General features: G+C 66.4%; 12 protein-coding genes. 3 read left to right on the top strand and 9 right to left on the bottom strand.

The genetic code is table 11. The annotated features are described in order from the left end of the window. The first annotated feature begins 35 nt into the window (after positions 1 to 35). A complete protein-coding gene (locus EV560_RS22455; RefSeq protein WP_131858047.1) occupies positions 36 to 1,202 on the top strand; it encodes a patatin-like phospholipase family protein in 1,167 nt (388 codons plus the stop codon). A gap of 127 nt (positions 1,203 to 1,329) precedes the next feature. Here EV560_RS22455 and EV560_RS22450 read toward each other — a convergent pair whose 3' ends face one another. The 8 genes from EV560_RS22450 to EV560_RS22415 all read right to left on the bottom strand — a co-directional run bounded on the left by EV560_RS22450 (position 1,330) and on the right by EV560_RS22415 (position 10,676). After that, the gene (locus tag EV560_RS22450; RefSeq protein ID WP_131858046.1) at positions 1,330 to 3,111 is read right to left on the bottom strand and encodes a tetratricopeptide repeat protein; all 1,782 of its coding nucleotides are present in this window, start codon (positions 3,109 to 3,111) and stop codon (positions 1,330 to 1,332) included. A gap of 3 nt (positions 3,112 to 3,114) precedes the next feature. Next, positions 3,115 to 3,783 carry a DUF3540 domain-containing protein gene (locus tag EV560_RS22445; RefSeq protein WP_131858045.1) on the bottom strand — a complete coding sequence of 223 codons (669 nt, stop codon included), beginning with the start codon at positions 3,781 to 3,783 and terminating at the stop codon, positions 3,115 to 3,117. Positions 3,784 to 3,799: 16 nt separating this feature from the next. Continuing rightward, the gene (locus tag EV560_RS22440) at positions 3,800 to 5,002 is read right to left on the bottom strand and encodes a hypothetical protein (RefSeq protein WP_131858044.1); all 1,203 of its coding nucleotides are present in this window, start codon (positions 5,000 to 5,002) and stop codon (positions 3,800 to 3,802) included. Between the two features lie 34 nt (positions 5,003 to 5,036). Further along, positions 5,037 to 5,435, bottom strand: a complete 399-nt coding sequence (locus EV560_RS22435; protein ID WP_131858198.1) for a DUF4150 domain-containing protein — start codon at positions 5,433 to 5,435, stop codon at positions 5,037 to 5,039. Between the two features lie 16 nt (positions 5,436 to 5,451). Further along, complete coding sequence (locus EV560_RS22430; RefSeq protein ID WP_131858043.1) at positions 5,452 to 6,522, bottom strand: pentapeptide repeat-containing protein; 1,071 nt, start codon at positions 6,520 to 6,522, stop codon at positions 5,452 to 5,454. Next, complete coding sequence (locus EV560_RS22425) at positions 6,512 to 9,595, bottom strand: DUF2169 family type VI secretion system accessory protein (RefSeq protein ID WP_165923584.1); 3,084 nt, start codon at positions 9,593 to 9,595, stop codon at positions 6,512 to 6,514. Before EV560_RS22425 ends, EV560_RS22430 begins: the two co-directional genes overlap by 11 nt. Before the next feature lie 232 nt (positions 9,596 to 9,827). Continuing rightward, positions 9,828 to 10,163 carry an STAS domain-containing protein gene (locus tag EV560_RS22420; RefSeq protein WP_131858041.1) on the bottom strand — a complete coding sequence of 112 codons (336 nt, stop codon included), beginning with the start codon at positions 10,161 to 10,163 and terminating at the stop codon, positions 9,828 to 9,830. A gap of 66 nt (positions 10,164 to 10,229) precedes the next feature. Further along, positions 10,230 to 10,676, bottom strand: coding sequence for an ATP-binding protein (locus EV560_RS22415; protein WP_131858040.1), 447 nt, complete (start codon positions 10,674 to 10,676; stop codon positions 10,230 to 10,232). Positions 10,677 to 11,053: 377 nt separating this feature from the next. Here EV560_RS22415 and EV560_RS22410 point away from each other — a divergent pair, with 377 nt between their 5' ends. Both EV560_RS22410 and EV560_RS22405 read left to right on the top strand, forming a co-directional pair. Then, positions 11,054 to 11,494 carry a hypothetical protein gene (locus EV560_RS22410; protein ID WP_131858039.1) on the top strand — a complete coding sequence of 147 codons (441 nt, stop codon included), beginning with the start codon at positions 11,054 to 11,056 and terminating at the stop codon, positions 11,492 to 11,494. After that, a complete protein-coding gene (locus tag EV560_RS22405) occupies positions 11,491 to 12,300 on the top strand; it encodes a MinD/ParA family ATP-binding protein (RefSeq protein ID WP_131858038.1) in 810 nt (269 codons plus the stop codon). Before EV560_RS22410 ends, EV560_RS22405 begins: the two co-directional genes overlap by 4 nt. Positions 12,301 to 12,363: 63 nt before the next feature. Here EV560_RS22405 and EV560_RS22400 read toward each other — a convergent pair whose 3' ends face one another. Beyond that, a complete protein-coding gene (locus tag EV560_RS22400) occupies positions 12,364 to 13,719 on the bottom strand; it encodes a serine/threonine-protein kinase (RefSeq protein ID WP_131858037.1) in 1,356 nt (451 codons plus the stop codon). Positions 13,720 to 13,751: the final 32 nt, after the last annotated feature.

The raw sequence follows: 13,751 nt of genomic DNA, 5'->3' as shown, positions 1-13,751 counted from the left end.
TTGCCGCAGTGCGATAACTCAAGGATACTTGCGTCATGAATGCTCCGCCGAAAGCATCCTTGTCCGCGAGCCGCTATCTGGGCTGGCGCCCCGAGCGCTGCGACCGCGTCGCCCTCGTGCTGCAGGGCGGCGGAGCGCTCGGCGCCTATCAGGCCGGCGTCTATCAGGCGCTGCATGAGGCCGATATCGAGCCGGACTGGGTCTCGGGCGTCTCGATCGGTGCGATCAACTCGGCGATCATCGCCGGCAACCCGCGCGAGCGCCGGCTGGAACGTCTGGAGAGCTTCTGGAACCGGATCACCGACCGCAAGGTCTGGTGGTACACGCCGGAGGGCGACGTCTTCCGTCAGGCCCGCAATGCCACGAGCTCGCTCTACACGATGCTGCTCGGCCAGCCCGGCTTCTTCGAGCCGCGCAAGACCAATCCGTGGTTCGCGCTGGCCGGCGCCAGCGACGCGACGAGCTTCTACGACACCGCGCCGCTACGCGAGACCTTGCTGGATCTCGTCGATTTCGAGCTGATCAACAGCCGCAGCGTGCATTTCTCGGTCGGCGCCGTGAACGCGCTTTCGGGCAATTTCGTCTATTTCGACAATATGCGCGAGCATATCGAGCCCGAGCATGTGATGGCCTCGGGCGCGCTGCCACCGGCCTTCCCGACGGTGCAGATCGGCACCGACCATTACTGGGATGGCGGCATCGTCTCGAACACGCCGCTGCAGCATCTGCTGGCGCAGGAAGACACGCTGAATTCGCTGATCTTCCAGGTCGACCTGTTCTCGGCGCGCGGCTCGCTGCCGCGCACGCTGCAGGACGTGATGGGCCGGCACAAGGACATCATGTATTCCTCGCGCACGCGCCTCACCACCGACCTGTTCCAGCTGCTGCAGAACTGGAAGAAGAAGACGCATCAGGCGCTGACCAAGATTCCGGATGCCGACCTGACCGAGGACGACCGCAAGCTGCGCGACGACCTCTCGCTGATGCCTGAGCACACGATCCTGCAGCTGATCTACCAGCAGAAATCCTATGAGGGACACGCCAAGGACTACGAGTTCTCGCGCACCTCGATGCGGGAGCACTGGCATTCCGGCTACGAGGACACCAAGCAGACGCTGACCCGCAAGGACTGGCTGACGATCCCGCCTGATGGCGCCGGCATCGTCGCCCATGACGTGCATCGCGATTTCGAGCGGCGCTGAGCCGGTTCCGGAGAAGTCGCGGATCCTGGAGCATTTCCGCGTGTCTTCGAATCGCGAAAACTCTCTAGGCCTTTGTTTTATCGTATGTTCTTTACGCGGACCGGTGCCCGCTTCGTTCGAAAATGCTCTAGTTCCTGAGATCCGCGAAGCGCTGCGACAGGCGCTGGTGCAGGTCAGCGACGACCTGCGACCACTGGCCGGGCTGCTCCTGGGGCATGACCTCGATGCTCGGATACCAGAGCGAGTGCCCGTCCTGCGCCGCCCAATACCAGGGATAGCCCGCGGAGACGACGACGAAGCCGGGTCGCCCTAGCGCTCCTGCCAGATGCAGCGCGGAGACGTCGGGCCCGATGACGGCGTCGAGATTGGCGATGGCGCCGATCATCTCGTCAAAGCCATCCATATGGCGCCCGGCATCGATCGCTTCCGGCCATGCCGCGAGGTCGTGGCGAGCCTGGCCGGTCATCAGGCTGATCACGGTGCCGCGTCCCGGCATGGCGGCGCGGACCTGGTCCATGCCGAGGCCGGAGGCATGGTTTTCCCAGACGACGCCGATCCAGGGACGCGGATACTCGCTGAGCGCCTGCTGCCAGCGCTGCTCGAGCGTGGGATTGGGCTGCAGATAAGGCACGCTCTGCGCGACGGTCGTGGCGTCGAGGTCGAAGCGGCGCATCAGCGCCGGCAGGGCCACCGCGGGAGCCTCGGAATCGGGCGGTGGAATCTCGATCGGCACGCGCAGATGCGCCGCGAGCGGCCAGAAACGCTCGTCGGCCCCCAGCCGAACCGGCGCGCCGCCCTCGCTCAACCGCGCGAGGAAGCGCGAGAACAGGATGAAATCCGCCGCACGCATGCCCGGCGGCACATTGACCTGCTCCGGCTGCACCCCGCCGCTTTCGAGCCGCGGCAGAAAACGCCCGATGGCGAGAGAGAGCTCGGCCCTCACGTCCAGCGCCGAGGCGTTGTCGGGATCGAGCTTCAGCGCGTGCTGCACGAAGGGCAGCGCCTGGGTCAGACGGCCGGCGAAGCGCAAGGTCGCGGCAAGACCGAGCAGGGGCTCCACCGATTTCGGGGAGGCCTTCACCAGCTTGGTCAGTTCCGCGATCCCAGCGTCCGGCCGGCCGGTCATGACCAGCACCCGGGCCAGCAATTCGCGCACGCCGAGATGGTTCGGCGCGAAGGCGAGGAGCTTGCGGCAGGACGCCTCGGCTTGCGGATAAAGGCCGAGCGCCGCTTCGCAGCGGGCGAGATGCTCGACGATATCCATATCCAGCGGCGCGGCCAGCCGCGCCCGCTCGGCCAGATGCAGGGCCTCATCGAAGCGAAGGCGATCGTAGCAGCAGATCGACAGCGTCCGCAGCGCGGCCGCATCGTTGGGATTGAGCGCAAGCGCGCGGCTCAGATGGAGCTCGGCCTGTTCCTTGTTCCCCTCGGCCAGGGCGACCATGCCGAGCAGGCTGACCGCTTCCGGTGCATCCGGCGAGCGCGCAAGGATCTGCTCCGCGGCCATGCGCGCCCCGGGCAGGTTGTTCATCATGAAGCGGGCGGTCGCGAGCGAGTGTAGCGGGCCGTCGGCCTGCGGCGTCAGCGCCGTGGCACGCTCGAAGCAGACGATCGCCTCGTCGAGCCGGCCCAGCATCTGATGCGCGAGACCGAGATTGTTGACGATGGCCGCATCATCAGGAAAGGCCGTCGCCGCGGCCGACAGGATCTCGCCGGCGCGCGCGCCGTCCTTGCGGGCGAGCGCGACACCGCCCAACGCATTCAGCGCCTCGGCATGGCCGGGATCGGCCTGCAGCACCTCGTCGAGAAGCGCCTCGGCCTCGTCGAAGCGGCGGCCGACGATCAGTTCATGCGCGCTGGCGATCCGATCCCTGAGCGTGATCGGCGGAAAGGACTGGATCGACGTCACGCCCTAACCCATCGTGATGCGTTTGCCGTCCATCCGCAAATCGTCGCTGACCGCGATGACCTTGCTCTGGGCCGTCTCGCTGACGATGCCGGCGATCTTGATGGATTGGGTCTGCGCCCGCAGCGTATCGACCTGGTCGACGATCGCGATCCGGTTCTCGGCCTTGGCCGTCATCGTCTCGGCGCTGACCTCATGCGCCTTCGCCGAAACGTGCCAGCGCTCGACGATGGCCGTCAGTGCCTTGCCGAGCCAGGTCGCCTTGTCGGCAATGAAGGCGAGTGTGCGCGCCTGGAGATCGAGCCCGTCGGCCTTCAGGGCCAGCCGCTGGCGGGCCGTGAGCGAGAGCGTCTCGCCCTCGATCGCCAGATTGCCATGCCCCGGCAGCGCGAGCGTGGCGTAATTTGGCGCCTCGCGCTCCAATACGCCGAGTACGAAGGCTTCCCCATCCCCGCGGAAGGCGAGCACTTTGTCGCCCGGGATCGGCCGCACCAGGCAGCTCACGGCAACGGCAGCGCGCAGGGATGCGCCGCCGAGCTGCAGATCGGCATGAGCAGCATCCTCATCGACGGCCGCGACCACCGCCGTCGCGAGGCCGGCAATTGCGGGCTCCGCCTGCGCCGGCTCGGCCGCGAGCAAGCTCTCCAGCACCGGGAGGGGCGCGATCCTGTCCATCTCAGCCACGGGCGGACTAGAACATCGCCGTCAGCTGCTTGACCTTGGCCTCGGTCATGCCGCCCTCGGCCTTAAGGTCCTTGATGCCGGCCTCGAACGCCTTCTTCAGCGCTTCGGCCTCGCTCGATTCCGCCTTGATGAACTGCTTCTTGAAGTCGAAATCGCAGATCGTGACGTTGAAACCAACCTTCTTCATGTCGGCTACCGGTGCGAACTTCATATCGACCGTCGAGAGTATCTTCATGTCGGATCCCGCCATCTTCCAGTCGGAGCCGACGACGAGCTTCTCGGAGAAGCCGAGCACGATCTTGGCGTCCTCGAGGACGACGATGTCGAACTTGCCGCCGATGAACATCTTGATGTCGAGCGCCAGGCGGATGCCGGTGTCGATGCCGGCCGTCAGCGCGAACTGGGTTGAGAGCTTGATGATGAGCTCGCCGCTCAGCGTCAACTGCATGACGCCGCTCATTTTATAGGTGTGCTCGCGGCCGTGGAAGATCGATTCCTTGAAGCCGTGGAACTCGTCATAGGCGTCGCCGTGGAAGTTCTTCCGGGTCGTGCCGTAGGTAATCTCGTCGAGCGGGCCGTAGGCGGTCTGCTTGATATAGCCGCTCGCCGTCAGCTCCAGATTCGCCGCCCGGCTCACCGAGCCGGTATTGGTGTCGACCAGGCCTGCTTTGACGAAGATGCCGTTGGACGCGGAGATGTCGAGCTTGCCCTCGACGACGCCGTATTTGGCATCGGCGGTCGTCACCTCGACGACATGACCCTTGCCGAATTTCTGCAGCGCCGCGCCGGCGATATTCTCGTTCAGCTCGCCGTCGGAATAGATCAGGATGCCGGCATGGTCGGTCGCGGCGACAGCGGTCGGCGTCGTCTTGTAGGCCGTCGAGGACTGGCTGGTCGCGGTATATTGCTTGGCGGGATCGTTCTTCTCGTTCAGCTCCGCAGCCTCGGCCTGTTCCTTGGCGCCGCCCTTGGAGCTGTCGACACCGACCGTGCTGGTCGACGTCGTCAGGCCGGTCGGCAGGCCGGTCTCGTCCGCGACATAGTTGCCGAGGCGCAAATAGCTCGACGCGGTGAAGGCCGAGGTCGGAGTCTGTGGCTGCAACACCCGGAAATAGGGATTGGCGGGCGTGTTATTCCCCGAATTGGAATTCGGGCCCGAGCCCGACCCACCAGGGCCGGAATTGGGAGATCCAGGAGGCGTATTGGACATCGGCTTTCTCCGGGGGCGCGCTATCTGGACGGCCTCAGCGCAGGACCAGGACCGTGATCTGGGCCGGACTGATCGTCATTCCGATCGTGTTGGGGCTGATGCCGTTCTGCTTGGCCGGCATCGTCATCTTGGCCGCGGGCGGCCCGCCGACCATGACATTGGTCGAACCCATCATCGCCGAGCTCGGCCCCATCACCATGCCCGAGGCCACGCCCATGGCCACACCCGGATTGTCGCCGTTCGAAATCGGGACGGTGGTCATCAGGTTGGATGCCGGCATGCACATCGTCAGCACTTTGAACTGGCTCGGGATCGCAGTGGGCATCAGCGCGATGTTCGGGAACGGGGTCGGAATCGGCCCGGCCGGTGTCGGCACCAGGCAGACGTCCGGGAAGGCGAAATTCATGCACGGCATCGGGCCGTTGGCGTTCATGAACATTAATCTGCCCCTACGTCAACCATGGTCTAACCTTGCGCGGATCGTAGAGTTCGCCGACCGCCCGCGCCATGTTGGTTTCGAGCGCGCTGCCGGTTTGCCCCATGAAAATCGCGCCCTCGGTCGAGGCGCAGTGGAAATCCGTGCGCAGGAAACGCGCGCCGCTGAAGTCGCTGCTGTCGACCGCCGCATGGTCGAACAGCGCGTAATCCAGGCGGGCCCGCCGGAACGAGGTCGCCCGAGCATCGGCGCCGGTGAAGATCGCCATATCGAGCTGTGCGCCATCGAGATTGGCCCCGCCCAGATTGGCCTCCTGGAACACCGCATTGCTGAGTCTTGCGCCGGCCAGCGTCGCGCCGCGCAAATCGGCCTTGAGGAACATCGCGCCCGGCGCGGTGGCGCCCGAGAGATCGGCTCCGGTGAGGCTCGCGCCCGACAGCATGGCGCCGCTCAGGTCCACGCCGGAGAGGATCACCCGGTCGAGCCTGGCGTCGGTCAGGTTGGCACGCGCGAGCGTCATTGAGCGCAGGTCACGCTCGGTGAGATCACACTCGGTCAGGAGCGCGATGTCGCAGCGCAGGCCGTCGATCACCGCCTGGCGCAGGTCCGCCTGGATGATGCCGGTATTGTTCAAGCTCGCGCGCGTCAGGTCGACCGCATCGAGCCTGCAATGCATGATGCAGCTCTTGGTGAATTGCGCCTCGGCGAAGACGGCCTGGCTCAGGTCCGCCTTCATGAAGAAGCTGCGCGTGAAGGTCATGCCGACGAAGGTGCCGCGCGCGACGTCGCCGGCCATCACCGTGGTCTGGTCGAAGGCGGCCTCGCGCCAGTCCGTCTGCGGCATGATGCAGGTGGCGAAGGTGCAGCGCTCGATGCGGGCGCCGGCAAAGCTGGCATCGCTGAAATCGCATTCGAGGAAGGTCATGTCGCGCAGCACCGCCCCGGCGAAGGACGCATTGCGGAACGAGCACTTCATGAGCGTGCCGTCGACCAGGCTGGTGCCGGACAGGTCCTGGCCGTCGAGCACGCCGTCGCGATATGGCCAATTGTGCCGCAAATGCTCGAACAGGGTCTCAACCGGCATCGCTGGCCACCGCTAGGATCGTTCGGGTCAGGTTCGCGCGGCTGAAGTCGGCGCCGAACAGCGTCGCGTCCATCAGGTCGGCACCGAAGAGATTCGAGGCGCGCAGGCTCGCGCCGGTCAGGTCGGCGCGATTGAACTGCGCCTCCAGCAGGTCGGCCGCAAAGAAATCGGTGCTGGTGAGCGTATTGCGCGAGAAGATGCCGCGCTTCAGCGTCGCCTCGCGGAAGCTGGCCCCGGCGAGCCCGGCTTCAACGAAGCACAGGCGCTCGAACCGCCCCCTGGCGAAATCCGCCAGCGACAGGTCCGCCTTCTGGAAGGTCAGGCCGGCGGAGGTCGCCCGTGCGAAGGAGGATTGGCGCAGGTCGACCTCGCCCGCGAAGAGCACGCTCGACAGGCGCGCGGCGCTGAAGTCGATCCCGGCCGCCTTGGCCATCAGGATGCAGACTTCATGCAGCGACGCCGTAGCGAAGCGGGCACGCTCCAGCGGCGTATCGAGCACCTGTACGCGCTCGAGCACCGAAGCCTGCCAGTCGGTGTCGGCGAGGTCGGCGCGCATCACGATCGTGTCGGCGACACGGGCCTGGCGGAAGCTGGCGCCGGCGAGCGGCGTCATCATGATCTGCAGGCGGCTGAGCTCCGCCCCGTCGAACGAGACGCCCGGCAACCTGGCCTCGAGCAACATGGTCTCGCTCAGCCGGGCGCTCTCAAAGCGGGCGCCTTCGCCGTCGACCTTGCAGAGATTGGCATTGGTCAGATCGGAGCCGCTGAGATCGGCACCGCGCAGCGAGGCGCCGGCCAGCGTCGCGTTGACCAGCCTCGCGCCGACCAGGCGGGCGCGGTCCAGCTTGGCGTTCTCGAGAAGGGCACCACTGAGATCCACACCGGAGAGGTCACGATCGGACAGGTCGGCGCCGGCAAAATCCCGGCCGGCCAGAGCAAGGCCGGCAGCTGCCTGTTCCATCACCAGGTCGCCCAGCGCCCTGGCCACGCCCGGCGTCAACGGCACGTCCGGCTTCAGCGGCAGCGGCGATGTCCGGCGCATCTCGGCAAGCCCGGCGATCATTTGCGCCTCGGCCGCATCGAGCCCGGCATGGATCTCCGCATGGGCCTGCTTCAGCCTGGCGCCGGTTTCGCTCAAGGCGTCCTCGGCAGAGGCCGGCGGCGGCGGGGCGGCCGGGATCAGCGCGCGCAGCGCCGAGCCGCCGCCCGGAGCCAGGTTGGGCAGGGTCTGCGCCAGCTTCGCGTCGACGCTGTCGAGCGCGTCCCTGACCTGCTTCGCCGCGCCCGCCGGCGCGAACGGGTTCTCCTCGAGCGCACGCAAGGCGTCGTCGAGCGATACGGTCTCCGGCGCAGCGGCCGCCCCGTCCGGCAGGGCCGGGATACCCGGCAGATCGGGCATCGAGAAGCGCTCCTCCGTCAGCTGCCGGCGCGTGCGCTCGAGCGGGCGCCCCTCCGGCAGGCCAAGGAAACGGCCGCGAGCCAGAGCCAGCTGCTCGGCCTCGTCGACCTTCGGCGCGGCGGCGTCGAGCATGGCCCGGCGCCAATCCCCGGCGCGCGCCAGCGCCGCATCGGCCTGCGTGCCTTCCGGCGTGGCGACATCGAACGGCAGATCGGCGGCCGATGGCAGCTGACTGAGCTCGCTGTCGACCTGGGCCGCCATTTCCGGCTTGTCGAGCAGCGCGAGCAAGCGGTCGATGGCCTCGGGCTCGGCCTCGCCCGACGCGATCTCGTTCATAGCGGCGAGAAGGGGCTGCTGCTTCTGGACGATCGCGTCGAGCTCGGCCTCCTTCTTGACCTGGAGCGCCTCGATTCCGTCGAGCAGTTCCGCAAGGTCGACCTCGCCGCTCTCGAGTTCCTCCGGAAGCGGCATGAGGATCTCGTCCTCCGCCTCCCCCATCTCGAAAGCGGGCCATAATTCCTTGCGCACGCCGGAGCGTTCCAGTTCCCTCTGGATGCCCCACTCCATGGCTTCGCGCCGCTTCTGCCGCCGCTCGGCCGCGAGCGCCTGACGCTTGGCGGTGCGGCGGTCGCGTTCCTCCTGCGGCAGCTCCGGCGTCAGCTGATGCTCGGAGAAGGCGTATTTGAAGGCGGTCTCGGGATTGGTGCGCAGCGCCCGGACCTGGAGATAATGGCTGAGCGGGCGCGGCTCCTCGCCCATCCGCTCATAGGCGAGCATGACATCGGCGATGTCGGCGGCCTCGATATCCTCGACCGGCGTCGCGCCGCGATAGACCATGACGCCGCGGCGTGCGCCGGCGAAGAACCAGAGCGTGTCGATCCGCATCGGCAATTCGACGATCGGCTTTTGCGGATCGGTCCAGCCGATGAAGCAGCGCACCCGGAAGCCGGGCAGATGCTGCTGGATCTCCGGCGCATCGGCGGCGAAATTGCGCAGGCCATAGCCCTCGTTGCCTTCGAGATGCTGCGGCAGGCGCTGGTCCGGCGGCGCAAATAGGAAGAGCCTGGGGTCGGCATCTTCCGCCAGAGCCGGCGCGAGGTTCTTGATCCAGTGATCGTCATAGGTGCCGGAATATTGCAGCCGCTCCTTGGCATCGACCGCCATCGGTCCGAAGCGTGGCGGCGGCGGCGTATCGCCGATCGAGCGGATGGCGACTTCCGGCGTCTCGATATTGGGCAGCGCGACCGTCTCGCGCGCCATCAGGCGCTCCTGCGCCCTGAAGCCGATGCCTGCGGGATTGGAGCCATGACCCTCGCCGCCGAAGCAGCGCTGCGGCACCAGCGGCATCTGCAGGAAGGATTGCGGCTCGGTCGGCACCGCGGTCGCGCCCGCCATCCGCCAGACGCGGTCACCGGTGACCAGCAGCTGCTTCTGGAGATTGCCGATCGCCCAGGCGAGGCCAATGCGCTGCACCGGCTCGCCGCCGAGCGCTGCGGCATGACCGGCGATCATCACCTCCGCCGTCGGCTTGGGCATGCCGAGATCGAAAACCGCTCCGGACGGCAGCTCCTTCGCTGTCATCATCCACATCGCCTGCTCGCCCTCGAGCCGGTAGGGATCCGGCTGCGCCAGGTCGAACATGCCGAAGGCCGAGACGATGTAGCTCGCGCCCACGGCTCGACGCTCCGTCTTGGCCAACAAGCCCAGAGTGCGCGGTTTGATGATCAAGGCCATGAGTAAGGCGACGCCCGAGACAACGACGGAAATCCAGAGATTTCAACCGTCCCGCCTGCGCATGACATGGACGTGACGAAAGGGAATCGCGAGCGCGAATTTCCGCGACACCGCGGTCAGTTAAGCCATCGGGAATCAGCGGCGGGCACCGGCCACGGGGCCGGCGCGGAACTCATTCGCCAAGCTTGGCCATGGCGGCGTCGCGATCCTCGCAGACCGTCAGGATCTGGAGGAAGCCGCTGATCGAGAAAACCTCATGGACGGAGGGAGTCAGCCCGATGAGGACGAGCTTGCCACCGACCTCCTTCAGGCGTTTCGCCACCACGAGCACGACGCGCAGGCCGGCACTGGACACATAGGGCACCTCGGAGAAATCCAGCACGAGCCGATTGGCGCCCTGCTTGATCTCGTCCGTGATCGACAGCTCGACGGCGCTCGCATTGACGCTGTCGAGCCGGCCCTTGAGAGCCAGCACCAGCACTTCCTCAACCCAATCCGACTCGATCATGAGCGGACGATCTCCATCATCTTGAGAGTGCGGGAAACCGGCGCTCCCGGTTCAACGGTTGACATGTCAGGCATCGGCCGCGCTGGCAAGCTGCGGCGGGAACAGCAAGGTCAGGGTGATGACATTGCGGTCGTCGTCACGGCTATAGCTGACCTCGTCGATGAGGGTGCGGACGAAATGGATGCCGAGCCCGCCGACAGGCCGTTCCTCCAGGGCGGAGGTCGTGTCGGCGACATCGACATCGAAAGGATCGAAAGCGATGGCGTGGTCGATCAGCTTGACCACGACCCGGTCGTCGTGGCGGCGCATCTCGATGTCGATCTCCCCATCCTTCCGCTCGGCATAGCCGTAGGCGATGGTGTTGGTGATCAGCTCGTCGAGGGCCAGATTGAGCCGGAACACCATGGGCGGCGGCAATTGCAGCGAATCGGAGAGATACTCGATTGCATCCGCCAGCTTGCGGATTTCGTGAGTGTCGCTGCGCAGCACGACATGAATTCCGCGAGCCAACATGCCGGCGCCCCGAACCCTTAATCTGTTTATTCGATTAACGAGACTAGAGTCCTATTGCGAAGATTCGATTACGGTTACGTAACGCCCGTTCACAGCACATCTTGTCGAATCCGGCGATGAACCGCTATTCCAGCCGGGCACAAGGCGCGATCTCCAACCGAAACCGTCTGCACGATTCGGCGGCCAGATCGGACGAGTAACCTTCCTCGTTCTGTCATGATCGATCCTCTAAGGTGCGCGGCTGGAGCATGTTCGGCAGAATTGGGCCCGGGATTCGGGCGCGGCCATGCTCGAATGACCTGGTGAGAGACGGATCTGGACTTCAGATGGCGGCGCCGGCGACAGCGGCTGAAGTCATCCGGCTCTGGGAGAGCGGCGTGAAAGACGAGACGAGTGAATTTCAACGGCGGCTGCGCGACCTCTGCGGCGAGCTCGCGCGCGGGGATTACGGCAAGATCGACAGCCTCTTCGCGATGACCATCGACGCCGGCGCACCCGCCGTGCTGCAGGAGCTGGCCGAGGCCTTCGCCAGCATGGCCGTGCAGATCGAGGCCCGCGAATATCGTCTCGGCGAGATGCTGGCCGAGCTCAAGGAAGCCAATCGCCGGCTCGAGGACGCCAACCGGACGGTCACGAACGAGAACGACACCCTGCGCAGCCAGGTGCAGCGCCTGACCATCGAGATCGACCAGACGCGCAAGGAGCGCGAGGTCTCGGCCATCGTCGAGACCGACTATTTCCGGACGTTGCAGGAGCGGGCACAGGCGATGCGCCAGCGCCAGCGTCACGGCGAGACAACCGAGGCCGCCAGCTCATGACCGTGATCGTTTCGACGCATTCCTATCGCGGCGGCACCGGCAAATCGAACACAACCGCCAATATCGCGGCCAATCTTGCCCATAAGGGCCGGCGCGTCGGCGTGGTCGACACCGATATCCAGTCGCCCGGCGTGCATGTGCTGTTCAATGTCGACCCGGACCAGCTGCGTTACACGCTGAACGATTTTCTCTGGGGCCGCTGCCGGATCGAGGAAGCGGCGCATGACGTGAGCGACCGGCTGGTCACCAATGCCGGAATCCATCCGTCCTCGTCCGGCGGCTCGGTCGTGCTGGTGCCCTCGAGCATCAGGCCGGGCGAGATCGCGCGGGTGATCAAGGAAGGCTATGACGTCAACCTGCTGAATGACGGCTTCCAGGACCTGTCGCGGCGCCTCCAGCTCGACTACCTGCTGATCGACACCCATCCCGGTGTCAACGAGGAGACGCTGCTCTCGATCGCGATCTCCGACACGCTTCTGCTGATCCTGCGTCCCGATCACCAGGACTATCAGGGCACGGCGGTGACGCTCGATCTCGCCCGCCGCCTCGGCGTGCCGCAGCTGCTGCTGATCGTCAACAAGGTGCTGCCCTCGCTCGACTTCCGGCAATTGTCGGACCGGATCGCCAGCACCTATCGCGTGCCGGTCGCCGCCGTGCTGCCGCTGACCGAGGACATGGTACGGCTGGGCAGCGGCGGGCTCTATTCGCTGCTGGCGCCCGAGACGGCCTATGCCGAGGGCATCGCCGCGATCGGCGCGCTGGTCGACCAGCCCTTCACGGACGCGCCGGCGCAGAACGTGGGCTGACCGGCCCTCTGCCACCCAACCCCTTTACCTGCTTCGCCCTGCTCTGGACGGGCGACCGCGCAATCAGACCGCGGCACCTGCAAAGAAAGCGCGCTGGAAGGCGATCGCATCGGCGGGCCGCAGATCCGGATCGAAGGCGAGGGCCGCGGCGATCGCAGCCCAGGTCGGCTCCGGCAGCCCCGCCGGCCGCGCCGGCACGAGCCCGCGCTCGCGCGCCTCGACGGAGGGGGTCATGTCGAACGGATGCCGGCCGCTCAGCAGCAAATAGGCGACGCAACCCAGGGCATAGACATCGTCGCGGGCGTTGCGCCCCGCACCTTCCAGCATGCCGGGGCTGGCATAGGGCAAGGTCAGGCCACCGAGCGAAGCCGGGTCGAAGCCGCTGTCCCGCGTCGCGCTGGCAATGCCGAAATCGAGCAGCTTGACCTCGCTATTTGCGGCCACGAATATATTAGCCGGCTTTAGATCGGCATGGATCACGCCGCGGGCATGGGCATGGCCAAGCCCGCCACAGAGCCCAAGCAGGATCGCCTGCGCCTGGGCTGAGGGCAATCCGGCGCCGCCGGCCTGAGCCAGCAGGTTGTCGAGCGGCTCGCCTTCCAGCAACTCCATGACGATGAAGAGATGCGTGCCGTCGCGCTCGAAATCATGCACGGTGACGATATTCGGATGCGACAATTCCTGCGCCTTGCGCGCCTCGGCCTCGAGCGTGCGCAGCGCTTCGGGATGGTAGCGGAAATCGCCTGAAAGCAGCTTGATCGCGACATAGGGCTGACGGTGCATCGCCTCGAGCCGGCGCCGGTCGACGGCGCGATAGACCACGCCCATGCCGCCGCGGCCGATCTCGCTGTCGAGGATGAAGCGGTCCTTCAGCATCGCGCCCGTACCGATGGCCCGGCTCTCCTGGCGCGGGTCGAGTTCGAAACGGCGGGCCCGGCCGGCCTCGGCATTGCTGGCGTCGCGGCGGAAACGCAGGCTGCGAAAATCGGCGAGGCTGGCGTCGAGCGCCGCGTCCTGGCGCGGCGCCGTCTCCCGGCCGCGGCCGCGCAAGCCGGTGAAGCCGCCGATCAGCGCGTTGACGACGACCTCGTCGACCTTGTCGCGCATCGTGTCGGCCTTGGGCAGGGCCACGCTCGGCGCAGGCTGCGCGCCGGCCGGACGCGCGAGCGGCACGGTCGGCTGGTCGAGATAGTCCTGCGGCGCGGCGGGAGCGCTGGCTTGCAACTCGGCGAGCAGATGCGCGTTGAGATCGGCCGGGAGGCGGCCGAGTTCGACCCAATATTGCAGGCGCTCCGGGATCGCACCATGCGGATCGCCCTGCGCCCGCAAACTCTTCAAAGCGATCACGAGCTTGTCGAAGGGCAGCCGGCCGGCGAAGAATGATTGCAGGCAGCGGTCGAGCTCCGCGACGCTATCCATGTGGTCCTCGGGCTGCCTCGATGCGATCAATC

Origin of the sequence: Allobosea sp. BK604 (assembly GCF_004341515.1) — a bacterium.
Classification (GTDB): domain Bacteria; phylum Pseudomonadota; class Alphaproteobacteria; order Rhizobiales; family Beijerinckiaceae; genus Allobosea.
The sequence above is the reverse complement of the archived record's forward strand: the minus strand, read 5'-3'. Positions and strand labels throughout refer to the sequence as shown.